At 35.2% G+C, this 22,948-nt stretch carries 24 protein-coding genes and 1 pseudogene; 12 read left to right on the top strand and 13 right to left on the bottom strand.

The genetic code is table 11. The annotated features are described in order from the left end of the window. Positions 1-281 precede the first annotated feature (281 nt). Positions 282-380 (top strand): annotated as a pseudogene (locus AABM59_RS07930) (glutamate dehydrogenase); the annotation flags it as partial. Between the two features lie 56 nt (positions 381-436). Here AABM59_RS07930 and AABM59_RS07925 read toward each other — a convergent pair. Both AABM59_RS07925 and AABM59_RS07920 read right to left on the bottom strand, forming a co-directional pair. Beyond that, complete coding sequence (locus tag AABM59_RS07925) at positions 437-1,579, bottom strand: cystathionine gamma-synthase (RefSeq protein ID WP_338408426.1); 1,143 nt, start codon at positions 1,577-1,579, stop codon at positions 437-439. 90 nt (positions 1,580-1,669) lie between these two features. After that, positions 1,670-2,125, bottom strand: coding sequence for a DinB family protein (locus AABM59_RS07920; RefSeq protein WP_338408425.1), 456 nt, complete (start codon positions 2,123-2,125; stop codon positions 1,670-1,672). Positions 2,126-2,198: 73 nt separating this feature from the next. Here AABM59_RS07920 and AABM59_RS07915 point away from each other — a divergent pair, with 73 nt between their 5' ends. The 7 genes from AABM59_RS07915 to AABM59_RS07885 all read left to right on the top strand — a co-directional run bounded on the left by AABM59_RS07915 (position 2,199) and on the right by AABM59_RS07885 (position 8,038). Further along, entirely contained in the window at positions 2,199-2,555 is a 357-nt protein-coding gene (locus AABM59_RS07915) for an ArsC/Spx/MgsR family protein (protein WP_338408424.1), read from the top strand. Positions 2,556-2,607: 52 nt separating this feature from the next. Next, positions 2,608-3,468, top strand: coding sequence for a YicC/YloC family endoribonuclease (locus AABM59_RS07910; protein WP_338408423.1), 861 nt, complete (start codon positions 2,608-2,610; stop codon positions 3,466-3,468). A 17-nt stretch (positions 3,469-3,485) separates the two neighbouring features. Continuing rightward, entirely contained in the window at positions 3,486-4,055 is a 570-nt protein-coding gene (gmk, locus tag AABM59_RS07905; RefSeq protein ID WP_338408422.1) for a guanylate kinase, read from the top strand. Between the two features lie 63 nt (positions 4,056-4,118). After that, positions 4,119-4,697 carry a nicotinate (nicotinamide) nucleotide adenylyltransferase gene (nadD, locus tag AABM59_RS07900; RefSeq protein ID WP_338408421.1) on the top strand — a complete coding sequence of 193 codons (579 nt, stop codon included), beginning with the start codon at positions 4,119-4,121 and terminating at the stop codon, positions 4,695-4,697. A gap of 186 nt (positions 4,698-4,883) precedes the next feature. Then, a complete protein-coding gene (locus AABM59_RS07895; protein WP_338408420.1) occupies positions 4,884-5,570 on the top strand; it encodes a type 1 glutamine amidotransferase domain-containing protein in 687 nt (228 codons plus the stop codon). 6 nt (positions 5,571-5,576) lie between these two features. Further along, the gene (locus AABM59_RS07890; protein WP_338408419.1) at positions 5,577-6,740 is read left to right on the top strand and encodes an iron-containing alcohol dehydrogenase; all 1,164 of its coding nucleotides are present in this window, start codon (positions 5,577-5,579) and stop codon (positions 6,738-6,740) included. A 302-nt stretch (positions 6,741-7,042) separates the two neighbouring features. Then, the gene (locus tag AABM59_RS07885; protein WP_338408418.1) at positions 7,043-8,038 is read left to right on the top strand and encodes an NAD(P)H-dependent glycerol-3-phosphate dehydrogenase; all 996 of its coding nucleotides are present in this window, start codon (positions 7,043-7,045) and stop codon (positions 8,036-8,038) included. Between the two features lie 77 nt (positions 8,039-8,115). Here AABM59_RS07885 and AABM59_RS07880 read toward each other — a convergent pair whose 3' ends face one another. The 3 genes from AABM59_RS07880 to AABM59_RS07870 all read right to left on the bottom strand — a co-directional run bounded on the left by AABM59_RS07880 (position 8,116) and on the right by AABM59_RS07870 (position 10,088). Continuing rightward, complete coding sequence (locus tag AABM59_RS07880) at positions 8,116-8,523, bottom strand: hypothetical protein (RefSeq protein ID WP_338408417.1); 408 nt, start codon at positions 8,521-8,523, stop codon at positions 8,116-8,118. Between the two features lie 78 nt (positions 8,524-8,601). Continuing rightward, a complete protein-coding gene (gene pheS, locus AABM59_RS07875; protein WP_338408416.1) occupies positions 8,602-9,621 on the bottom strand; it encodes a phenylalanine--tRNA ligase subunit alpha in 1,020 nt (339 codons plus the stop codon). A gap of 110 nt (positions 9,622-9,731) precedes the next feature. After that, positions 9,732-10,088 carry a hypothetical protein gene (locus AABM59_RS07870; RefSeq protein ID WP_338408415.1) on the bottom strand — a complete coding sequence of 119 codons (357 nt, stop codon included), beginning with the start codon at positions 10,086-10,088 and terminating at the stop codon, positions 9,732-9,734. Between the two features lie 129 nt (positions 10,089-10,217). On the opposite strand from AABM59_RS07870, the gene AABM59_RS07865 reads away from it, so the two are divergent. Then, a complete protein-coding gene (locus tag AABM59_RS07865) occupies positions 10,218-10,721 on the top strand; it encodes a CvpA family protein (protein ID WP_338408414.1) in 504 nt (167 codons plus the stop codon). 47 nt (positions 10,722-10,768) lie between these two features. Here AABM59_RS07865 and AABM59_RS07860 read toward each other — a convergent pair whose 3' ends face one another. From AABM59_RS07860 to AABM59_RS07825, 8 genes are all read right to left on the bottom strand, one after another. Then, positions 10,769-11,515, bottom strand: a complete 747-nt coding sequence (locus AABM59_RS07860) for a tetratricopeptide repeat protein (protein WP_338408413.1) — start codon at positions 11,513-11,515, stop codon at positions 10,769-10,771. A 101-nt stretch (positions 11,516-11,616) separates the two neighbouring features. Continuing rightward, complete coding sequence (locus tag AABM59_RS07855) at positions 11,617-13,371, bottom strand: BatD family protein (RefSeq protein WP_338408412.1); 1,755 nt, start codon at positions 13,369-13,371, stop codon at positions 11,617-11,619. 53 nt (positions 13,372-13,424) lie between these two features. Then, a complete protein-coding gene (locus AABM59_RS07850; RefSeq protein WP_338408411.1) occupies positions 13,425-14,165 on the bottom strand; it encodes a tetratricopeptide repeat protein in 741 nt (246 codons plus the stop codon). Then, positions 14,165-15,199 (bottom strand): VWA domain-containing protein, encoded by a 1,035-nt coding sequence (locus AABM59_RS07845; RefSeq protein ID WP_338408410.1) that lies wholly within the window; start codon positions 15,197-15,199, stop codon positions 14,165-14,167. Before AABM59_RS07845 ends, AABM59_RS07850 begins: the two co-directional genes overlap by 1 nt. Before the next feature lie 5 nt (positions 15,200-15,204). Continuing rightward, positions 15,205-16,206, bottom strand: a complete 1,002-nt coding sequence (locus AABM59_RS07840) for a VWA domain-containing protein (protein ID WP_338408409.1) — start codon at positions 16,204-16,206, stop codon at positions 15,205-15,207. Beyond that, positions 16,206-17,861, bottom strand: coding sequence for a hypothetical protein (locus AABM59_RS07835; RefSeq protein ID WP_338408408.1), 1,656 nt, complete (start codon positions 17,859-17,861; stop codon positions 16,206-16,208). Before AABM59_RS07835 ends, AABM59_RS07840 begins: the two co-directional genes overlap by 1 nt. Positions 17,862-17,961: 100 nt before the next feature. After that, the gene (locus AABM59_RS07830) at positions 17,962-18,825 is read right to left on the bottom strand and encodes a DUF58 domain-containing protein (protein ID WP_338408407.1); all 864 of its coding nucleotides are present in this window, start codon (positions 18,823-18,825) and stop codon (positions 17,962-17,964) included. 82 nt (positions 18,826-18,907) lie between these two features. Further along, complete coding sequence (locus AABM59_RS07825) at positions 18,908-19,912, bottom strand: MoxR family ATPase (RefSeq protein WP_338408406.1); 1,005 nt, start codon at positions 19,910-19,912, stop codon at positions 18,908-18,910. A gap of 214 nt (positions 19,913-20,126) precedes the next feature. On the opposite strand from AABM59_RS07825, the gene AABM59_RS07820 reads away from it, so the two are divergent. The 3 genes from AABM59_RS07820 to AABM59_RS07810 are packed head-to-tail and all read left to right on the top strand — an operon-like array spanning position 20,127 to position 22,906. After that, positions 20,127-20,999, top strand: a complete 873-nt coding sequence (locus tag AABM59_RS07820; protein WP_338408405.1) for an aldo/keto reductase — start codon at positions 20,127-20,129, stop codon at positions 20,997-20,999. Between the two features lie 29 nt (positions 21,000-21,028). After that, positions 21,029-22,168, top strand: a complete 1,140-nt coding sequence (locus AABM59_RS07815; protein WP_338408404.1) for an ATP-binding protein — start codon at positions 21,029-21,031, stop codon at positions 22,166-22,168. A gap of 12 nt (positions 22,169-22,180) precedes the next feature. Continuing rightward, entirely contained in the window at positions 22,181-22,906 is a 726-nt protein-coding gene (locus tag AABM59_RS07810; RefSeq protein WP_338408403.1) for a metallophosphoesterase family protein, read from the top strand. Positions 22,907-22,948 lie beyond the last annotated feature (42 nt).

Here is a 22,948-nt window from a genome sequence, read left to right as displayed (position 1 = left end):
TTCCCCAGTTCATGAATTTTCTCTTGTTCGGGAGTTAGTTTTAATTTTTTCTTTTCCAGAAAAACTTCCTTCTCCATACTCTTCAAACTCTTTACACCATTTATACAACTGTGGCGCTGTTATTTATAACTCTCAAGCGAACTCTGACATGTTCGTTCTTTAACAACTAATTGGACTACTCCCGCTTTAAAAGCTTTGTCATAAATTTTGCAGACTTGTTTCATAGGGTAAAATTAAGATTATTTCTTAACTTGCCGTGATGGATAAACTGGCCATATCAAGTTAACGGAATTAACCAAGACAAAACAATTTTTAAAGAAAATAAAGCAAATGACTGGTTGGTCTGGTTTAACGTTGGATATATTTATTATTTGCAATAATAGAAATACAATCCTAAAACAAAAACCCAATTTTTTCAAATTGGGTTTTTGTTTTTTCATTCCAACGCTTGTCTCAAATCTTCAAGCAAATCTTCGATGTCTTCAATACCAACGCTTAACCGAACCAAATCGTCTGTGATTCCTGTTTCTTTTCGAATGTTTTCAGGAATAGAAGCGTGTGTCATCAAAGCTGGATGATTGGCCAAAGATTCAACTCCACCGAGGGATTCTGCCAAAGTGAAGACTTTCAGTTTCTCCAAAAAATTTATAGAATCTTCCTTTTTCCCCGAAACAAATATAAAAGAAACCATTCCGCCAAAACCACTCATTTGTTTTTTAGCAATTTCATGATACGGATGACTTGGCAAGCCAGGATAGTATACCGTATTTATTTTGGGATGACTGCATAAAAAAGCAGCCACTTTTTCTCCATTTTCACAATGTCTTTGAACCCGCAAATGCAAGGTTTTTATCCCCCTTAAAACCAAAAAACTATCCATGGGTCCAAGTGTAGCTCCGGTAGCAAATTGTTGAAAATGCAATTGTTCTCCTAGTACTTCGTCTTTTACTATCAACGCTCCTGCAATTACATCAGAATGGCCCCCGAGATATTTCGTGGCTGAATGCATCACAATATCAGCCCCAAAATCTAAAGGTTTTTGTAAATATGGTGTCGCAAAAGTGTTGTCGACGGCAAAAAGAATATTTTTTTCTTTGGTTATTTTAGCAATTTCCTGAATATCGGCCAGTTTCATTAATGGATTAGTAGGGGTTTCAACCCAAACTAATTTAGTGTTTTCGTTAATTAGCGATTGGAATTTATCCAAATCATTCATATCAACAAAATGAAACTTTATCCCTGAATCTTTATAAATACGGGTAAACATTCTATATGTTCCGCCGTATAAATCATCCATCGAAATAATTTCGTCACCTGCTTTAAAGGAACGCAAAAGACAATCTGTTGCTGCCAATCCTGATGAAAAAGCCAAAGCTCTTGTTCCGTTTTCGATGCTTGCCAAAGCATTTTCTAATGCCGTTCTGGTAGGGTTTCCGGCGCGAGCATACTCATAATCTCCCATCGGTTTCCCGGGACTTGTTTGTACAAAAGTTGATGTCTGGTATACTGGAGGCATAACAGCTCCGGTGCTTGGGTCGTGGTGTTGCCCTCCGTGAATGGTTTTAGTATTAAATTTCATTTTTAATATTTTTTACAAAGTTAATTTATTTCTAAAGCTTCCGATCTTTTATATGCCGGAAGCTTTAGAATAGAACAGTTAGAATTCCTTCTAAATAAACTTTCTAATGCCCATCATAAACCCAATGTGTATGCCTTCGTGAAAACAACTAAAAGCCATTGCATCTTCTACATTTTTTATAGAAAAGCCGGTTGACGTTGGATATTCCTGGTAGTTTTGGAATGTTTTGTTAGCAAAATCCGTTTCAGTTTGATCGATAGTTTCTGTAAGCAGCGATTTGATTTTATCCACTTCATCTTGCGACACTTTATGTTCTGGCCTTGCTCCTTTTTTATATTTTTCGACCATTTCGTCTGAAATGTTCATGGGCAAACCCGATAATTTATATACTAGCATTTGCTGAACTACAATAATGTGGGCTATATTCCAAATTAAATTGTTGCTAAACCCTTCCGGAATAGCATTGAGTTGTTCTAAAGTGTTTTTTTCTAAAAATTGTGACAGTATTTGTCTACTCGTCCTGGTAATGTCGAAAGTTTGTTGCATTTTTTAAATTTTTGATAAAAATAATCATTTTCCACGCCAAATGAATTTTCTTTGCATAAAGAAATAGTAGTTTATGAACAAAATATATTATCTCGCGTCCTGCGACACCTGCCGAAAAATTATAAAATCATTGCCAAAAGGCCATGATTTGGTATTTCACGACATTAAACAAGATCCAATAACGGCCGATGAATTAGAACTAATGTCCCAGCTTTCAGGAAATTATGAATCGCTGTTTAGCAAAAAAGCGATTCTTTACAAAACATTAGATTTAAAGAACAAATCTTTGGCTGAGAAAGATTTTAAGAAATATATTCTGGATCATTACACATTCTTGAGCCGGCCAGTTTTTATTATTGATGGTAAAATTTACATTGGTAATAGCCAGCAAAATATGCTTCAGGTTATGAAAGTTTTGAACGGTTTGTAGGCTTTCAGACTAAAAAACTTTTCCTTATATTTGAACTCTTTTAGAAAATTATATGATACAATCAATGACTGGATTTGGCAAAGCGACTTTACAATTGTCAGCTAAAAAAATAACCGTAGAGGTGAAATCCTTAAACAGCAAAGGTTTAGATTTAGGTGTTCGGATGCCTTCTACTTATCGCGAAATGGAATTGGGTTTGCGCAACCAAATCGCATTAAAACTCGAAAGAGGAAAGGTGGATTTTTCCGTTTTTATCGAAAGCACTGCCGAACAAACTTCCACAAAAGTGAATGTTCCCATCGTGAAGGCTTATGTTGAACAATTAAGAAGTGTTTATGCCGATGCCAACGAAACCGAATTGATGAAAATGGCAATTAGAATGCCGGACACAATGAAAACCGAACGCGAAGAAATCAATGAAAATGATTGGGTTCAAATTCAAACCGTTATCGAAGAAGCGTTGCAAAACATATTGAATTTCCGTAAAGACGAAGGTGCATCATTAGAGAAAGAATTCCAATTGCGCATTGGCAATATTCGTCAATATATGAACGATGCTTTAGCCTTGGATCCAGAACGTGTTCAGGCGATAAAAGAACGTTTACAAACTGCAATTACTGAGTTAAAAGTCAACGTTGACGAAAACCGTTTTGAACAGGAATTGATTTATTACCTTGAAAAACTAGACATCACCGAAGAGAAAGTTCGTTTGACCAATCACCTCGATTATTTTCTAGAAACCATCAACGGAACAGAAGCCAACGGTAGAAAACTAGGTTTCATCACTCAAGAAATGGGACGTGAAATCAATACAATGGGTTCGAAATCGAATCACGCTCAAATGCAAAAATTGGTCGTGATGATGAAAGACGAATTGGAAAAAATTAAGGAACAAGTTTTGAATGTGCTTTAGAACTTTAACTAAAATAAATGAAAAAAGGAAAATTAATAGTGTTTTCGGCGCCATCGGGTTCAGGGAAAACCACCATCGTTAGACATTTATTAAGCAAAGAAGATTTGAATTTAGAATTTTCAATTTCAGCAGCAACTCGTCCTGGTCGTGGCGAGGAAGTAAATGGGAAAGATTATTATTTTATGTCGCTAAAAGAGTTCAAAACCCATATAAAAAACGAAAATTTTGTAGAATGGGAAGAAGTTTATCGCGATAATTTTTACGGTACTTTGAAAAGCGAGGTAGAACGCATTTGGACAAAAGGTAAAAACGTGATTTTTGATATTGATGTTTCTGGCGGATTGCGAATTAAACATAAATTTCCGGAAGAAACTTTGGCTGTTTTCGTAAAACCACCAAGTGTTGACGAACTAAAAAGGAGGCTTAAAGAACGCTCTACCGAAAGTGATGACAAAATTAATATGCGCATTGCAAAAGCTTCGGTGGAACTGGCAACCGCCCCGCAATTTGACAAAATTATCAAGAATTACGATTTGGATACCGCAAAAGAAGACGCGTATCAATTAGTAAAAGAATTTTTGAAATAAGTTTTAGATTCAGGTATATAATACATCCGTAATTCCGGAACCAAAAATCCAAAAACACAAAATATGAAAATCGGACTTTATTTCGGAACATTCAATCCAATTCACATTGGACATATGATTATTGCCAATCACATGGCGGAATATTCTGGTTTAGACCAAATTTGGATGGTCGTGACACCGCACAATCCGTTGAAAAAAAAAGACACTTTACTTGATGATTATCAACGTTTACAATTGGTTTTTTTGGCTACCGAAGATTATCCAAAAATCAACCCTTCGGATATTGAGTTCAAGTTGCCTCAACCCAATTATACTGTAAATACATTAGCCTATTTACAAGAAAAACATCAACAAAATGAGTTTTCATTAATTATGGGAGAAGATAATTTGAAGTCGTTACACAAGTGGAAAAACTACGAGGTAATTTTGCAAAACCACGAAATTTATGTGTATCCAAGGATTTCTGAAGAATCAGAAAATTTAGAGTTTAAAAACAATTCAAAGATTCATTTTATTGATGCGCCAATTGTAGAAATTTCATCGACATTTATTCGCAAAAACATCAAAAACAAAAAGAATGTTCAGCCTCTTTTGCCTTTAAAAGTTTGGGAATATGTCGACCACAATAATTTATATAAATAGTGGCTTGCCCAATGCTTTTTTAAAAAATTATTTATCATAAACTTGTTGTAAATTAGGTTTAACTCCTAAATTATTAGTCCTAAATTTGTACAAAAATCCGTTGTGAAAAAAATTTTAATTTTTATTGTTTTAGTATTATCAGTCCCTTGCGCAACTGCAATTGTACAAAAACAAAATAAAAAAGTTATGAAAAAAGTATTGTTTCTTGTTACAAGTCGCGATAAATTAGGAGACACGGGAGAAAAAACAGGGTTTTGGACAGAAGAATTAGCAGCGCCTTATTATGCTTTAGTTGATCAGGGGGTTGAAATTGATATCGCAACACCACTAGGAGGTCAACCACCTATTGACCCAAAAAGCGAAGACCCATCAGCAGCTACAAAAGACACCAAAAGATTCGACAATGATGCAATGCTTCTTGAAAAACTAAAAAAAACAAAAAAATTATCCTCTGTTAATCAAGCTGATTACGATGCTGTTTTTTATCCAGGAGGCCATGGTCCTCTTTGGGATTTAGTTGAAAATGCAAATTCAGCAGCGTTGATTGAAGCATTTTACACGAATAATAAACCCGTGGCATTTGTATGCCATGCGCCTGCTGTTTTAAAAAACGGGAAAATTAATGGGGCTTATTTGGTGAAAGGGAAAAAAGTAACTGGATTCTCCAATACTGAAGAAGCAGCGGTGGGATTAACCAATATTGTTCCGTTTTTATTAGAAGATGTTTTACAGAAAAATGGAGCAACATATTTAAAAGTGAGTGATTGGCATCCTTATGCCGTTGAAGATGGTTTGTTAATAACGGGTCAAAATCCAGCTTCCTCTATATTAGTTGCCAAAAAACTGTTAGACCAATTGAATTCAAAAAAATAAAAAAAAATGCTAGATTTCGAATTATACAATCCCACAAAACTAGTTTTTGGAAAAGGAAAAATAGACAAATTGGCTTCATTAGTTCCGGTAAAAGCTAAAATATTACTTGCTTATGGTGGTGGAAGTATCTTTAAAAATGGAATATACGAACAAGCTATCAAAAATTTAGCGGGTTTTGAGGTGATTGAATTCGGTGGTATTGAAGCGAATCCACATTTTGAAACTTTAATGAAAGCTGTTGAAATTGTTCGGGATAAAAAAATAGATTTTATTCTAGCAGTTGGCGGAGGAAGTGTTATAGATGGCGTGAAATTTATTTCGGCGGCAGTACTTTTCGAGGGAAATCCAATAGATATTCTCAAAAAAAGAATCCTATTTAAAGATCTTTCGAAAGTAATTCCTTTTGGAACCGTTTTAACGTTACCTGCAACAGGTACGGAAATGAATTCAGGGGCGGTTGTTACAATTGTGGCAACACAAGAAAAACTAGATTTTGGAGGTTCGGCTATGTTTCCAAAATTTTCTATTTGTGATCCAACCGTAATTGTTTCTTTGCCAAAAAGACAATTGCAAAATGGAGTCGTTGATGCTTATGTTCATGTTTTAGAGCAATATTTAACTTATTCCCACGATGGTTATCTTCAAGACCGGATTTCAGAGGGCATTTTGCAAACATTAATTCAGGTAGGGCCAAGCGTTGTTGAAAACCCAGCGGATTATACATTAGCTTCAAATTTTATGTGGAGTTGCACGATGGCTTTAAACGGGTTAATTCAAAAAGGAGTTCCTTCCGATTGGGCAACGCACATGATTGGACATGAACTGACTGCTTTATATGGAATTGATCACGCTAGAACTTTGGCTATTATAGGCCCAAATTTATATCGGGTGATGTTTGAAACCAAAAAAGGAAAATTAGCACAATACGGAAAACGTATTTTTAATTTAACCGGAAGTGACGACGAAATTGCCAATGAAGCCATTAACAAAACGGTTGGGTTTTTTCAAACTATGGGAATGAAAACTAAATTGTCCGAATGTACAGGAGATTATACTAAAACTGCTGATTTTATTGTAGATCGCTTCGAAGAAAGGGGTTGGAAAGCACTAGGTGAAAAACAAAATATAACATTAGAAAAAGTAAAAAAAATTATAGAAATGAGTTTTTAGCCTTCCTAAATTGATGCACCATTCATTTGTAAAAAACAAAAGGCGTTCTAGTACTACCTCTAAGAACGCCTTTTTTCAAAATACTAAAAAACTAACTCATTCAACTTTACTTTATTTTTTATAAAAACCTTATTTATAATAATTTACAACGAATAAATAAATTATATATTGTGTTGAAAACAATATTTTTTTAAATGGACTTGAAGGCGCTATTTTGATTCTGTTTAAAAGTCATTTCTGTGTTCGAATTATTTGTTTTATTCAACTTCTTTTGAGTACTTTTGATTAAACCTAATGACAAAATGACAAAAAATATTAAATTCGCGGTAATTGGTGGCGGAAGTTGGGCAACAGCGATAACCAAAATGCTATGTGTAAATCTTCCCGAAATTACCTGGTATATGCGAAATGAAGATGCTATTACGCATATAAAAACTCATCACCACAACCCAAATTACTTGAGTTCTGTGGAATTTGACATCACAAAATTAAAACTTACTAGCGATATAAATGAAGCGATTTCTTACGCTGATTATATCATTTTTGCCATTCCTTCAGCATTTTTGAATGGAGAGCTAGAAAAACTCACCGTTTCATTAAAAGACAAAGTTGTTTTCTCGGCCATCAAAGGAATTGTTCCTGAAACGAGTTTGATTGTTGGCGAACATTTTAACAAAACTTACGACATCCCTTTCGAAAATATTGGTGTAATTACCGGACCTTGCCATGCTGAAGAAGTCGCTTTGGAACGATTGTCTTATTTAACAATTGCTTGTGGTGATGCTAAAAAAGCAAAAATCGTAGCCGCCCATTTGTCCTGTAATTATATAAAACCAAAAATTTCTGATGACATTATTGGTACAGAATACGCCGCAATGCTCAAAAATATTTATGCTATTGCTGCTGGAATTGCACACGGTTTGGGTTACGGCGATAATTTCCAGTCCGTTTTGATGAGTAACGGCATTCGGGAGATGAAAAAATTTATTAGAAAAGTCCACAAAATGAAGCGCAACATCAATGATTCGGCTTATTTAGGGGATTTATTGGTAACGGGTTATTCCGTTTTTTCAAGAAACAGAATGTTCGGGAATATGATTGGAAAAGGCTACACCGTAAAATCAGCCCAAATGGAAATGAGTATGGTTGCCGAAGGGTATTATGCGACAAAAAGTGCGTACAAACTCAACCTTGGCTACGGTGCAAAAACACCAATTATAGATGCAGTTTACGAAATTTTATACGAAGGGAAATCAGCAAAAAAAGTGTTTGAAAAATTGACTGAGAAGTTGGATTAACGTCATTGCAAGGAATGAGCTCCATCATATAACTAGAGCAACTAATGAAATTGCTTCTTTCCTCGAAATGACAAAAATTACCTCACAATAACTCCATCCACAAACAAAATGGGCACTTCCTCAACATAATCTGGAGTTATCGAATTTGCCTTGAAGATAAACTTTCGGTCGTATAATTTTTCGCCCATAAAAAAAGTCAGCATAAACTCGTTGTTGAGTGTCAAAACACTTTTCTCCATCATTTCAATTTTCACAACTGAAACGGCGGGAATTTCAACATAAGCGTGACGCAAAAGCGAGGTTTTTTTCATCTCGCCATCGATTGTTCCAAAAGCTTTGGAGACAATCATTACGCCATCGAGATTGAAATCACTGTCGTTTACTAAATAAGCATACCAAACTTTTTCCATAAAATCGTCACTCCATTCCTGGACTGCGGCGAGGAAAACATTTTCTACGGTGGGGATGATGATGTCTTTTTTCATTTTGAAATGATCGATGCTAGACTAAGAGAGAATAGACGGATAATGTCTTTGATCTACCCGTCTATTTTCTATTTTCTTTTATATACTCGCTTTAAATTGCTCTAAGAAGCGAACGTCATTTTCATAAAACATTCTGATATCGCCAATTTGGTATAAAAGCATTGCAATTCTTTCGATTCCCATTCCAAAAGCAAAACCAGTATATTCCTCTGAATCAATATTGCAGTTTTTTAAGACATTAGGATCTACCATTCCGCAACCGCCAATTTCTAACCAACCGGTTCCTTTAGTAATTCTATAGTCGGTTTCTGTTTTTAAACCCCAATAAATATCTATTTCGGCACTTGGTTCCGTGAATGGAAAATAAGAAGGGCGAAGACGTATTTTAGATTTTCCGAACATTTCTTTGGTGAAATATAAAAGCGTTTGCTTCAAATCGGCAAAAGAAACGTTTTTGTCAATATACAATCCTTCTACTTGGTGAAATATACAATGCGAGCGAGACGAAACGGCTTCGTTACGGAAAACTCTTCCTGGAGAAATCGTTCTGATTGGCGGCGTGTTGTTCTCCATATAGCGCACTTGAACAGATGAAGTGTGGGTGCGCAACAAAATATCAGGATTGGTTTGAATAAAAAATGTGTCCTGCATGTCGCGTGCTGGATGATATTCTGGCAAGTTTAGTGCGGTAAAATTATGCCAATCGTCCTCGATTTCTGGACCTTCAGACACATTGAAACCAACGTTCGAAAAGATGTCAATAATTTGGTTTTTTATCAATGAAATTGGATGGCGAGAGCCAATGATTACGGGCTCTGCCGAACGCGTTAAATCACCATAAAACCCTTTTATTTCTTCTTTACTTTCTAAAGCTTCTTGGATAGATTTTACTTTGTCCTCAGCGGAAGATTTTAGTAAATTGATTGCTTGACCAAATTCCTTTTTTTTATCGTTCGGAACATTTTTAAATTCGGCAAAAAAATCTTTCAAAAGCCCTTTGCTTCCTAGAAATTTGATTCGGAATACTTCAAGTTCTGCTGTATTTTGTGTTGTGAAAGCTTGAGCTTCGTCAATATATTCTTTTATCTTGTCTATCATTTTCATTCAATAATTGAGAGTGCAAATTTAGGAAAAAGTTGTAAGTTATAGGTTGTAAGTTGTAAGTTTTTGATGCAAATCTTAAATTAGCAATCGTTAATCAACAATCGTTAATCAATAAGTTCCTTTTCAAGAAAATAATTAACAATCGCTTCTTTCATCAAAACCGATTGTTCTCCAGCTTTTAAAGGCGGTAATTCCTCTTTTACTTTGTAATGTGGCCAACCGTCAACATCTACATAATCAAATTCATAATACCCATAAGGCTCTAATAATCGACAAATTGCGATGTGCATCAGGTTTAATTTTTCGTCTTTTTCGTATTTATCGTGCACTTTCCCGAGTTCTTGAACACCAATTAAATAGATAATGGCGTCTAAATCTAAATCTTCTCCCTGGGAAAATTGATTGGAAAGTAAGTTGACAAGCTGTTCCCAGCGCTCTTTAAGTTGAATATCTCTTGACATTTGATTTTTGATTTTTGATTTGCTATTTACGATTTGTAAAAACTTAATCAAAATTATTTTGCCAAAGATAAGAAGTTGGATTTGGTTATTCTACAAAAGTCTTCTATCTTGGTTCTTTATTCTTTATTTATGAGTTTTTTAGATGTGGTTTTTGGGGTATTACTTGTTTATGGGTTGTGTCAAGGGTTTCGAAATGGGTTTTTTGTGGAATTGGCGTCCTTTGTTTCGTTAATTTTAGGAATCTATTTTGCTGTAAAATTTTCTTTTTTAGTAAAAGAAATACTTGCAGGTTTTGTTCGTTGGAATCCCAAAATGATTCAAATAATTGCCTTTATTCTGACATTTATTTTAATTGTTGTTGCCATTTCTCTTTTAGCAAAATTCCTTACCAAAACAGCTAATTTTGCTCAATTAGGTTGGATAAACAAACTTGGAGGTGGGGTTTTTAGGGTGTTGAAAACTGTTTTGATAATCAGTATCGTTCTAAATCTTTTCGAAAAAATAAATTTCGATAATACTTTTGCTAAAAAAGAAACCCTAAACAAATCGCTATTTTATCATCCTATCCAAAAAACCGCCAGATTCATGTATCCTTCGATTGAAAAATGGTACGATGGATTGAGAAAAAAATAATCCGTTCTCAGTCTTGACACCAATTACTAATTACTGAATACTGGACACTAATTTTTCACTTCTTTAATCGCTGAACTCTCTATCCAACCTTCGGTTCCATCAATTAATTGAATTTTTTTCCAATTTTCTAATGTTTCCAAAACAAAAACCTTGGTTCCTTCGTGGAGCGTAAAAACCGTGTTACTTGCTTTTTGTGGTTCACTTTTTACCAAAACCATTTCGGCAAAAACAACAGCTGGTCTGTCATTTTCAAAATCGTTTTTTTTTGAAATTGCAGCTGAAACACTAATCAATAGCAGGAAGAGCAAAGAAAACATTCCGAAGAAAAATATTCTTTTAGATAAAGTAATTTGAGAAAAATAATATCCAATAAAAAACAGCAAAAAAACAGCGGAAAACCCAATCGATATCCACGCCCAAGTGTTGTAATGAAAAGTAGAAGTGAAATCATAAATCATTTTTGAAAACCCTACTTTCGGTACTTCTTTTACCTCATCAATGTTTAGTTTTTGAGCAAATTTAAGATTATTCAATATTTCTGAATCATTTGGATTCAGTATTAATGCCTTTTCATAATTATATATTGCCGGGGCAACCTTGTTTAATTTATAGTAGCAATTCGCTATATTAAAATAAAGCTCTGCCGATTGCATATTAGTTTTTAAAACACTTTCGTATTCAAAAACTGCCTTCTCATATTTGCCTCTTTGGTACAAATGATTCCCTTTATCAAAACCGCTTTGGGCAAAGATAACTTGGGTGGTTAGTAATACTATAAAAATTATCTTTTTCATAAAAAAATTTAAAACACAAAGGACGCAAAGAAAGCGCAAAGTTCACTATTTAAAGTGTTCCGTTGACCACTCTTCGAGCTATTCATTTTAGCAATTTGTAGTTAAGTAATCTGTTTTTCCAAGTCCGAAATTATTAAAACTGCTTTTTCAAAATCATTTTGAATAGTCGAACTTGACGTTAGTGCGTATCTTGCCAATTCACAGTTTTCAGTAAGAACAATAAAATCAATCACCGTTTCCTGGCTTGCATTTCTGGACAATAAAAGTTCCTGAATGTTACTTTTACTCATTTCTGAGGTTTCGATATGTAATTTTGCTTTCAAGAAATTATGCATCGCTTTTTCTAACGCCACATAAAAAGGCTCTTTGTTGTTGATTTGTTTTTTAGCTTCTGATAAATATTTTTTAGCCAATCGATTGTTCGTTTTTATTCTGTTACCATTAATGTCTCCATCCATCGCTTCTTTTTTTCTTTTAAACAAAACAATCATCGGTAGAATTAAAAATGGCAAAAATAGCAGACTATAAAAGATCTTCGAACCAAGAAAATCTTCTTCATTCATTGAAACAAGATCGGTCTTTAATTTAATGTATTTGAATTGTTGACTACTTGAAATAACATTTTTTGTAATCCCAGGGGTCTTTGTCACAGGTTCTTCGTTTGTCGAAGGCCCATCGAGAACATGAATCATTATTTCTGGCGAACTTATGGTTTTATATGCTCTTGAGTCCAAATCAAAATAAGAAAATTGCATTGGTTTTATTGGATAATTCCCTTTGAACTGAGGAATAATAGTATAACTATCGGATATTTTCCCGGACATTCCGGTTAAAACCGTATTCACTTTTTCGCTGTGAACGGGGTCATACATTTCTAATGAGTTGGGAACCACGGGTTTTGGCAAATTGAATAATTTCATGTTCCCATTTCCTGAAACACTAACAATCAAATCAAGACTTTCGCCGTTTTTTAAATTTACTTTAGAAGGGGATACCCTAAAATCAAATTTTCCTACAGCTCCCGAAAATCCTTCTGGTTTTCCAACCTCAGGAAGTGCTTTCACCGAGATTGTTTTGGCTCCAGCAGAAACCCTTTTATTGCCATCTGCTACTATTACTCGTCCAAACATGTCGCGGCGATTTGTTGGTAATTGAACGTCTATATCCAATGACAAAGGTTCTATCACTAGTTTTCCTGATTTTTGAGGGTATAAAACTGTTTTTCTGAGTACTACAAAACGATATTTTTCTCCTTTGAAAATTCCTTCTTCGCCAACGAGTTGCTTAATGTCGATATTTTGACTCCAAAAATCATTGTATTTAGGTTTATCTAGTTCTCTCCAATTTGTGATTCCTACATTATAACTAAAATACAATTTGTATACGACCGTTATGGGTTCGTTGATATATGGATTGGTTTTAGAAATATCAGCAACAAGGTAAATATTATCATCAGCAGAAACCTCGGCGTCATTTGGATCTTTGGGTTGTTCTACCGCCACAGTAACATTTATTTTTATTGGTGATGTCTTGTAAATTTGCCCATTGTATTCTATAGAAGCCTGTTTTATGATGAGATTCCCTTTTTGTTGTGGCAAAAGATAATAGGAGTACGTTTTTTCGAAAGTGCTTTTTCCATTAACCCACGATTGGCTGACTTGCTGACTTGGTCCTGCAATGATTCTAAACCCTTCAAAAGAAGGCTGGTTAAAGTTGTCTCCGTCTATATTCATCGTGAAGTCGACGCGAAGTCTTTCGTTTAGTCCAAGCGTGTTTTTACTAGCTTTGGCTTCAAAGTGTACTTGAGCCAAAAGCGATTGGGTAATTAAAAACAGTATTAATACAATTCTTTCCATTTCATTTAAAAATCATTTATTTCGTGCAAATTTCACCTCGGGCGTTAGGAGCTTTACCAATCTTTTTCAGTCTGAACTGGTTTTCCTTTTACTTTTTGAGCGTTAACTTTGTCTTGGATCTTTTTCTCTTCGTTATTTACCGCATCCAGAAGATTTTCTAATCGTTGTTTAGAAATTCCTGCCGGTTTTGGTTTGGGTTGTTCCTTATCCTTAGGTTTTTCGTTGTTTTTGCCGTCTTTATCTTTAGGCTTATCTTTTCCTTTGTCGTCTTTTTTGTCATCTTTTTTATCTTTGTCCTTTTCCCCGTCTTTCTTGTCGTCCTTTTTATCTTTTTTCTTGTCGTCTTTTTTCTTGTCGCCTTTTGGTGGGTTTTCTTTTAGTTTTTTCTTTGCCAATGCATAATTATATCTGGTTTCTTCGTCTGACGGCTTATTGCGTAATGCGTTTTTATAGGCTTCGACTGCTTCTGAATAATTTTTTTCCTTCATAAAAACATTTCCTAAATTGTGAAATGCTTGATGTTTCTGGGTTCTTGATTTAGCTTTTTTAATTGCTTTCGCATATTCAAATCCGGCTTCCAAATTTTGGTTTTGCTTATAAATTGAATTTCCCAAATTATAAGAAGCTGTCGCTTTTTTAGGTAATTTTGAATGCGAAATTCGGTAATTGGCTTCAGCATCAACGAATTTTTTTTCAGCATATTCATCGTTTGCTTTAGCTAAAGTTTTGTCTTTTTCTTGAGCAGAAACTGCTAAAGAAATTATTAGTAAAATATATAATATAAAATTTCTCATTAATCTTTCTCGTTAAATAAATTCAACTTTCGCACCCATTTTGTCTTTCTTTCCAAAAAGAAAATATCCAAAAACAATAAAGCAAAAGCAAATCCTAAAAACCATTGAAATTGCGATTGAAAATCAGCCATCTCTGTGGATTCGAACTCTGTTTTTTGTATTTTGTCAAGCGCATTTTTAACGTACTCAAGTACTTCTTTGGTGTTATTTCCATTTACGTAACCACCTTTTGTGGCTTTAGCAATTGTATTTAAACTTTCTGTATTCATTTTGGTAATCACCACCTCGTTGTTGTTGTCTCGTTTGAAACTTTGGATAATGCCATTAACTCTTATGGGAATCGTACTCCCTTTTTCGGTTCCAACTCCGATTGTTATGATTTTCATTCCCTGTTTTTTAGCTTCTTCCGCGGCTGCGGCTGCTCCTTCTGAATGATCTTCACCATCAGAAATTAGAATCAATAATTTACTGGTTTTACTTTTATCATCAAAATAGGTCGAAGATAATTTTATGGCTTCGTCCAGCGATGTTCCTTGCGAGGAAACAATATCGGTGTTCATACTTTGCAAAAACATTTTCGCCACGCTGTAATCAGTTGTAATTGGCAATACGGGAAAGGCACTTCCGGCGTAAGCCACGATTCCGATTCTGTCACTTCCCAACTGATTGATGATTTGCGAAACGATTTGTTTGCTTTTTTCCAATCTACTAGGCGCAACGTCTTCGGCAAGCATACTTTTGGAAACATCCATCGCAAAAACAATGTCGATTCCTTCTCGTTTTACGGTTTCCATCTTGGTCCCAATTTTTGGATTTACCAATCCTAAAATTATTCCTACCAAAGCCAATAGCGTAGCGACCAACTTCAAAACAGGTTTAAAAACTGAGCTTTCTGGACTTAGTTTTTTTACCAAATCCAAATCTCCAAATTCACGTTGTTTTTTTCTTTTCCAATATAAATTCAAAAGAAAAAGTACTACCACAATTGGTAATATAAAAAGGAGATATAAATATTTATTTTCGTCTAATTCCATATTCTTTATATAAAGCTTCTGTAAACCGTATTTCGTAATCCAATTTCTAAAAGGATTAAAAAGCCTGCGAACAAAACAAAAGGTCTGAACTTTTCATCATAATCATAGTACCTTAATTCTTTAATTTCTGTTGTTTCTAGCTTATTAATAGAGGCGTATATCTCTGCTAATTTGCTATTACTTGACGCTCTAAAATATTTTCCATCCGTTTTTTTAGCAATGCTTTTCAATAATTGCTCGTCTATTTCTACTTTCATCATTTGGAACATAATCTGTCCATTTGGGGCCAATGCATAAGGCGATTCAGCCATTCCGTTAGTTCCAATTCCTATTGTGTACACTTTTATTCCATACTGTTTGGCAATATCTGCGGCGGTTTCGGGTTCGATAAAACCCGCATTATTAACACCGTCGGTCATAAGAATAATCACTTTACTCTTGGCCTTGCTGTCTTTTAATCGGTTTACGGCTGTGGCCAATCCCATTCCTATTCCTGTTCCGTCCTGCAAAACATTGTCATATTTTATACTTTTTATCGCTTCAAGAATAACTGTTTTGTCACTGGTTACTGGTGTTTTAGTATAGGCTTCGGAGGCGTAAACAACTAACCCGATTCTGTCGTTTGGTCTTTCTTCGACAAAATCTGCCCCAACTCTTTTAAGCGCTTCCATACGGTTTGGCTTTAAATCTCTCGAAAGCATACTCCCCGAAACATCGACCGCCATCACAATATCAATTCCTCGTGTCGTTTTTGATCGATTGCTCACATCAACCGTTCTGGGTCTAGCAATTGCTAAAATTAATGAACTTAGTGCTAATAATCGAAGTATGTTCAATATCGGTTTCAGCTTTGCCAAAAGCGAATTCGAATCCTTGAATCCTTGAATTGAACTGATTTTCAATGTTGCTGATTGGTGGTTTCTTTTCAAAAACAACCAGGCAATTGCTATTGGAATCAAAAGGAATAACAAAAAAAACTCTGGATTTAAAAAAGTTATTTTCCCCATTATTGTTGTGCTTTTTTAAGTTCGACAGAGCTCAATATACGGTCTGAAATTTCATTTGCATATTTGTCTCCTTCTTCGTGAACAATCATAATTTGTTGCAATCCGCCTTCATGACTAAACAACAAAATTTCATAATATAATTTGGTACTGCTTTTATTTACACCATCAATTTTCGAAAATGTTCCGTATCCCTTGATGCCTTTAATTCCTTCTTTAGTCTCGAAATCTTCTTGTTTTACAATCATGTTTTGCGCTCCCTGTGATTCGATTGATTTCAAGGTCCCGTCCAATGCTTTTGCTAAATCAATTGGTTTTTCCTCTGTTGGCTCGCCGGCATTCGGAGCTTGTTTGTAATTGAAAGTCGAAACCATAATATAAAAATTATCAACCAAGCTACCATAAGCAAAAGATTGCATCTCCTTAATCAAAGCCATTCCGTCTTTTGGAAGCGATTTTGTTAAGTCGATTCTTTTGAGTACTCTTGGAGTTTCAATTCTCACACTTGGATTTCCGTACTCGCTTTTTATCCATTCACCCTCAAGCAATTCTTTGGATGAATTTCCAAAAACGTTATCTATTACATAATCTAAACCTTTGGTAACGACAAAAAAGGTTGTGGTTGCAAAAAACAAAAATAGAATTAAAGAAACCGCGATAGTTATTCGTTTTTTCTTTTGTTTTTGTAATTCTCTTTTCAACTGTTCTTGACGTTGCATTTCGTTAAGCAACATTTCTTCATTATTTTCAACCACTACAGGAATCGATTTGTCAAGTGTAACAATGGTTCTTTCTATTTTTTTTCTGTCTTCGGTAATTTCATAATCCAATGGTTTTGATTTGGCAAATTTTACCAAATCGGCTTGTTTTAAAACTACAAACAAATTCTCAATTGTTTCAGGAGAAAGTTTTAGTTTCTTTTTGAGAGAAGCGATTTTTAATCCTTCAATCAATTCATAGGTTGTGCTTTCCATCGCCGGAATTTCTATCGCTTCTTCAATGTAATTTCTAACAATGTCCGTCAATTCGCTATAATATTCCTTGATTTCTCCATGTTGCCAAAGTTCTTTCTTTTCCAAGTTGTTTAGCAAACTGGTTGCTTTTTCTATTGGCGTTTTATAGATTTCCTCTTCCGCTTTTTCCTTTTTATTTTTTTTAATATACCAATGTGTAAATGCGCCAATACCAGCAACCAAGAATAAAATTAGAAGATATTTCCACCAATCGCCAAGCAAATTGTCTGCAGGTACAATGTCTTTGATGTCGAACATTTTTTGTTTTAAAGTGTCAACTTGAACGTTTGCAACCTCAACTTTAATCGAATCTGACAAAACAATTTTGTTATTAATCAAAATCTTGATACTCGGAATCGTGTATTTCCCAGAATCAAATTGAGTCAAGCCATATTTTTTTACCAATTCATAACGGTCGTCTTTTTTGACGGTATCAACTGGATAGGATTGAATCACTTCAAGGGCACCAATGTTTTTTAACTTAGGGAAAACGACTTTAGACTTCGTATCGACAGTTGTTTTTATAGTGAGTTTGAATTCGGCGCCAATCTTTTTCTTAATCGAATCAACGCTTGTTGCAACTTGTTTTTGTTGTGCAAAAACAGCGGTTGAAAAAAGAAAGTATAGTAATAATTTTTTCATCATTTAATTAGTCTCCTAACCCCAAAGAGGAAATTTATGGAAAATGTTAATTTATTTTTTAAGCCTTCTTACTCCTCCTTTTTGGAGAGGTTGGGTGGGGCTTTTATCTCGATTTAAAATAACTCAGTAATTTGGTCACATAGCTTTCGTCAACTCTTGAGTTTACGACTCCCGCCCCAGATTTAGTGAATGTCTCCTTGAAATATTTTGCTTTTCCGTGATAGTGTTTTTCATAATTCATTCGTACCAATTTTGAACCCGTATTAATCAATTGTGTTTCTCCAGTTTCGGCATCGAGCATGGAAACCATTCCTAGATTTGGCATTTTCTCTTCGCGAATATCATAAACCCTAATCCCTGTAATATCATGTTTCTTGGAAGCTATTTTCAATGTATGCTCATAATCTTCTGAAATAAAATCAGAAATCACAAAGACAATGGCTTTCTTTTTTTGAGTACTGGACAAGAATTTCAGCGCTTGTGCAATATCGGTTTTGTGGCTTTTAGGGTGAAATTCTATCAATTCTCGTATGATACGCAAAACGTGTGAACGTCCTTTTTTAGGCGGTATGTACAATTCAATTTGGTCTGAAAACAAAATCAAACCAATTTTATCATTGTTTTGTGTTGCCGAAAATGCCATGGTTGCAGCTATCTCGGTAACGATGTCTTTTTTGAATTGGTTTTTCGAACCAAAACTTTCCGAACCCGAAATATCGACCATCAACATCATGGTGAGTTCCCGTTCTTCTTCAAAAACCTTAACATGAGCTTCGTTATAACGCGCCGTTACATTCCAGTCAATGGCACGAATGTCATCACCATATTGATACGGACGTACTTCGCTAAAAGTCATTCCGCGTCCTTTGAACGAGGTATGGTATTCCCCCGAAAAGATGTGATCGCTCAATCTTCGGGTTTTGATTTCTATTTTTCGTACTTTTTTTAAGAGGTCTTTTGTTTCCATTTTTATAAAGGCAATAGGCAATAGGCAATAGGCAATAGGTCATTAGTGTTACTAATGCCTAATGACTTTTGCCTCATCACTTTTAAGGTACTTCAATCTCGTTTACGATTTTGTTGATGATGTCTACCGAAGTAATGTTTTCAGCTTCTGCCTCATACGTAAGTCCAATTCTATGGCGCAATACATCGTGAACTACGGCACGAACATCTTCTGGAATTACATACCCGCGACGTTTGATAAAGGCGTAACATTTTGCAGCATTGGCCAGATTGATACTTCCACGTGGCGAAGCTCCGAAACTTATTAATGGTTTCAAGTCGGCCAATTTATATTTTTCTGGAAAACGAGTAGCGAAAACTATATCAAGAATGTATTTTTCGATTTTTTCGTCCATATAAACTTCTCGAACGGCTTCTTGCGCACGCAAAATTTGTTCTACCGAAACTACTGGATTTACCTTTTCATAACTTCCTTTTAGATTCTGACGAATCACCATTCGCTCTTCGTCCATTTTTGGATAATCGATAACGGTTTTCAACATAAAACGATCGACTTGCGCCTCCGGCAAAGGATAAGTTCCTTCCTGCTCAATTGGATTTTGAGTTGCCAAAACTAAAAACGGTCTGTCTAATTTGAAAGTCGTATCGCCAATAGTCACTTGTTTTTCCTGCATCGCTTCTAATAATGCCGATTGCACTTTGGCTGGCGCACGATTAATCTCATCCGCAAGGACAAAATTGGCAAAAATCGGTCCTTTTTTTATAGAAAATTCATTGGCTTTAATGTTGTAAATCATTGTTCCCACAACATCGGCAGGCAATAAATCCGGGGTGAACTGGATTCGGCTGAAAGATCCGTGAACGGCTTGTGACAAAGTATTAATCGCCAATGTTTTTGCCAATCCCGGAACACCTTCTAGCAAGATATGCCCTTGACCCAAAAGCCCAATTAATAATCGTTCGATCATGTGTTTTTGACCCACGATTACTTTATTCATTTCCATAGTTAGCAAATCGATAAAAGCACTTTCTCTTTCTATTTTTTCATTGATTGCCCGAATGTCCATAGTAGCTGTATTTTCTTCCATTTTCCTGTTTTAATTGCTGTAAATTGTGTTCGTTATTTTTGATGGTGCAAATTGAATTTTTTTTTAGAAGTACGATGTTAAAAAATGGTTAAAACTTCTTATAAACACTGAATTTTAAGGATGATTTGTGATAGTATTTTCATAATTTTAAAGTTTTTAAATAAGTAAGCCTCAAAATTGAGGATTCTCTAATTTTATTGTAAATTTTAAACCAATGACAAAAACACCTTTTTCAGAGATTATTGCTGGTACGATGACGTGGGGAATCTGGGGCAAGAATCTGAACAAAACCCAGATGATTGAACTGATTAATTCCTGCCTTGAAACTGGAATCACCTCATTTGATCACGCTGATATTTATGGTGGTTATACTACCGAAACTGCTTTTGGAAACGCTTTTGGCGAAAGCCGAATCGAAAGAGAAAAAATTCAACTAATTTCAAAATGTGGCATCCAATTACCGTCAGAAAACAGAAAAACTAAAATCCATCATTACGATTATTCAAAGTCCCATATTATCTGGTCAGCTGAACAATCGCTAAAAAATTTGAAAACTGATTATCTGGACTTGCTTTTGTTGCATAGACCAAGTCCGTTGATGCAAGTTGATGAGATTGCCGAAGCGATTGAAAAGCTCAAAACCGAAGGCAAAATTCTGGATGTTGGTGTTTCTAATTTTAATCCGAATCAAACCGATTTAGTTCAGACAAAAACGAAAGTAAATTACAATCAAATCGAGTTTTCGGTAACCCATTTTGAAGCGATGCTCAACGGAAGTTTAGACCATATGCAACTTCATAAAATCAAGCCAATGTGCTGGTCTCCGCTAGGAAGTATTTTTAAAAAATCTGACGAAAGATCCATTCGAATTAAGAAAGTAGCGGCGCAACTTTCGTTAAAATATAACGTTGATATAGACATCTTGTTTTTGGCTTGGATTTTGAAACATCCGGCAGGGATTTTGCCCGTTTGTGGCACGGCAGAAAAAACCAGAATTGCCAATTTAATGAAGGCTACAGTCTTTGAAATGGAGCTGGAAGATTGGTTTTCTTTATGGACGGCTAGTGCTGGGAATCCAATTCCTTGAGTGGTGCTAATTTTTAAATCCGAAATCAAATGATCAACAAACGTCTTTTAATTAAAAACTTATTGGCTCACAACGATGAGAGCAGTTTTTATGACAAAAAACGCCAGTTGAATTTACACACTCGCGAGGGGAAAGCCAAGTTTTTGAAACATATTTGTGCCTTGTCCAATTCGAATCCAGCAAATAATTCCTATATTGTTGTTGGTGTCGAAGATCGAGACAACGAGATTGTGGGCGACGACTTTTTTGATGACAGCCACATCCAAAATTTGGTGAATGCCTATCTCGAAAACCCCCCGAAAATTCAGTACGAAAACGTACCTTTTCCCAATTTGCCAAAAGATAAAGTCATAGGTTTAGTGACCATAAAACCCAAAAATAAGACCTCGAATTTCAAAAAAGGAATTCATACCATTCCTGCCGGCAGCACTTTTATTCGGCGAGGAAGCAATACCGTTCCTGTTATAGAGGAAATTGAAAAGAATTATCAAAACACGGAAACCGTTATTGGCATCGAAAATAATTCGAGAAACAACATTGAATATACGCTCGACGGCGTGTTTGATTTTATGAATTTTAGGCATAAGGATATGTCGCCAAAATACAAGGTTTTCAAGGAGTTATTTGTCATTTGCTGGGCTGGAGTTCCTAAAATGTCGCGGGACAAAACCTTCCTTTCCCGTGTTGACATTGAACTGATCAACGAACAAATTAAGCTTTTTTATTCGGCTCAGGATGTGGTGACGATTACTTTTGACGACGATTCTTTTACGATTATCGAATATGTTCCTTTAGGTTTGAACGATAAAACGAGTTATTATCCTTTAGAAAAACAAACCATCCATTTTCACGATAATGGTTATTATAAAATTGACCGAGAAATTCTTTTTCAACCGCCGGAATTCAACCGGAAAATGTTGTTTCATATTTATAATTCGAACATTTCATTGCTCAATAAACTCCAAAAAGGGCTTTCGTTAAACGAACGAGAGAAGAAAGATTTAGAAAATTTACCATCGACATTTATGATTTGTTACCTCAACGGATTTGAAGATACCAAACAAAAATTGATTGACGCAAAACCACTTTTGAAACCTTTCACTTCTGTATATTTGTCGTTTAAAGAAGCGTTGCGGATTTTGAGGAAAATGAAATATGATGTGCAGTAGAAAATATTAAAAATGAGAACACTCGTTATAGGCGATATTCACGGCGGTTTGCGTGCCTTGCATCAAATTATGGAAAGAGCCAAAGTTACACCAAAAGACACCTTGATTTTTCTGGGTGATTATGTTGATGGCTGGAGCCAATCGCCCCAAGTGATTGATTATTTGATAGAATTAAAAACCACCCACAATTGCATTTGCATTCTTGGCAACCACGACAAATTATTATTAGAATGGCTCGATGAAAGCAAGGACAATTTGTTGTGGTACAAGCACGGCGGTGAATCAACGGTTTTGGCATATTCCTATGTTAATGCCGAAACCATCAAAAAACATATTGAATTCCTGAAATCTTTAGTAGATTATTATCTCGACGAACAGAATCGTTTGTTTGTTCACGCCGGTTTTACCAATATGAATGGAGTTCTTTATGAATATTTTCCGGGACTGTTTTATTGGGACAGAACGCTTTGGGAAACCGCATTGGCATTGGATAAAAAGATGAAAACAGATGATTTATTGTATCCAAAACGATTGATTTTGTACAAGGAAATCTACATTGGCCACACGCCGGTTTCAAGGATCAATAAAACCATTCCGGTAAATATGGCTAATGTTTGGAATGTCGATACAGGTACTGCTTTTAAAGGACCGCTGACCATTTTGGATGTTGACACAAAGGAGTTTTGGCAAAGTGAACCTCTACCAAGTTTATACCCAAATGAAAAAGGCAGAAATTAAAAAGGGCTTTCGTTATATAAAAACGATAGCCCTTTTTGCTGC

The organism is uncultured Flavobacterium sp., assembly GCF_963925185.1.
Lineage (GTDB): Bacteria > Bacteroidota > Bacteroidia > Flavobacteriales > Flavobacteriaceae > Flavobacterium.
Note: the sequence above shows the minus strand (reverse complement) of the source record. Positions and strands in the feature narration are given on the sequence as shown.

Excerpts from the sequence above, each read along its gene's own strand:
- AABM59_RS07925 (WP_338408426.1), bottom strand. The coding sequence starts at position 1,579 with ATGAAATTTAATACTAAAACCATTCACGGAGGGCAACACCACGACCCA.
- AABM59_RS07920 (WP_338408425.1), bottom strand. The coding sequence starts at position 2,125 with ATGCAACAAACTTTCGACATTACCAGGACGAGTAGACAAATACTGTCA.
- AABM59_RS07915 (WP_338408424.1), top strand. The coding sequence starts at position 2,199 with ATGAACAAAATATATTATCTCGCGTCCTGCGACACCTGCCGAAAAATT.
- AABM59_RS07910 (WP_338408423.1), top strand. The coding sequence starts at position 2,608 with ATGATACAATCAATGACTGGATTTGGCAAAGCGACTTTACAATTGTCA.
- gmk (WP_338408422.1), top strand. The coding sequence starts at position 3,486 with ATGAAAAAAGGAAAATTAATAGTGTTTTCGGCGCCATCGGGTTCAGGG.
- nadD (WP_338408421.1), top strand. The coding sequence starts at position 4,119 with ATGAAAATCGGACTTTATTTCGGAACATTCAATCCAATTCACATTGGA.
- AABM59_RS07895 (WP_338408420.1), top strand. The coding sequence starts at position 4,884 with ATGAAAAAAGTATTGTTTCTTGTTACAAGTCGCGATAAATTAGGAGAC.
- AABM59_RS07890 (WP_338408419.1), top strand. The coding sequence starts at position 5,577 with ATGCTAGATTTCGAATTATACAATCCCACAAAACTAGTTTTTGGAAAA.
- AABM59_RS07885 (WP_338408418.1), top strand. The coding sequence starts at position 7,043 with ATGACAAAAAATATTAAATTCGCGGTAATTGGTGGCGGAAGTTGGGCA.
- AABM59_RS07880 (WP_338408417.1), bottom strand. The coding sequence starts at position 8,523 with ATGAAAAAAGACATCATCATCCCCACCGTAGAAAATGTTTTCCTCGCC.
- pheS (WP_338408416.1), bottom strand. The coding sequence starts at position 9,621 with ATGATAGACAAGATAAAAGAATATATTGACGAAGCTCAAGCTTTCACA.
- AABM59_RS07870 (WP_338408415.1), bottom strand. The coding sequence starts at position 10,088 with ATGTCAAGAGATATTCAACTTAAAGAGCGCTGGGAACAGCTTGTCAAC.
- AABM59_RS07865 (WP_338408414.1), top strand. The coding sequence starts at position 10,218 with ATGAGTTTTTTAGATGTGGTTTTTGGGGTATTACTTGTTTATGGGTTG.
- AABM59_RS07860 (WP_338408413.1), bottom strand. The coding sequence starts at position 11,515 with ATGAAAAAGATAATTTTTATAGTATTACTAACCACCCAAGTTATCTTT.
- AABM59_RS07855 (WP_338408412.1), bottom strand. The coding sequence starts at position 13,371 with ATGGAAAGAATTGTATTAATACTGTTTTTAATTACCCAATCGCTTTTG.
- AABM59_RS07850 (WP_338408411.1), bottom strand. The coding sequence starts at position 14,165 with ATGAGAAATTTTATATTATATATTTTACTAATAATTTCTTTAGCAGTT.
- AABM59_RS07845 (WP_338408410.1), bottom strand. The coding sequence starts at position 15,199 with ATGGAATTAGACGAAAATAAATATTTATATCTCCTTTTTATATTACCA.
- AABM59_RS07840 (WP_338408409.1), bottom strand. The coding sequence starts at position 16,206 with ATGGGGAAAATAACTTTTTTAAATCCAGAGTTTTTTTTGTTATTCCTT.
- AABM59_RS07835 (WP_338408408.1), bottom strand. The coding sequence starts at position 17,861 with ATGATGAAAAAATTATTACTATACTTTCTTTTTTCAACCGCTGTTTTT.
- AABM59_RS07830 (WP_338408407.1), bottom strand. The coding sequence starts at position 18,825 with ATGGAAACAAAAGACCTCTTAAAAAAAGTACGAAAAATAGAAATCAAA.
- AABM59_RS07825 (WP_338408406.1), bottom strand. The coding sequence starts at position 19,912 with ATGGAAGAAAATACAGCTACTATGGACATTCGGGCAATCAATGAAAAA.
- AABM59_RS07820 (WP_338408405.1), top strand. The coding sequence starts at position 20,127 with ATGACAAAAACACCTTTTTCAGAGATTATTGCTGGTACGATGACGTGG.
- AABM59_RS07815 (WP_338408404.1), top strand. The coding sequence starts at position 21,029 with ATGATCAACAAACGTCTTTTAATTAAAAACTTATTGGCTCACAACGAT.
- AABM59_RS07810 (WP_338408403.1), top strand. The coding sequence starts at position 22,181 with ATGAGAACACTCGTTATAGGCGATATTCACGGCGGTTTGCGTGCCTTG.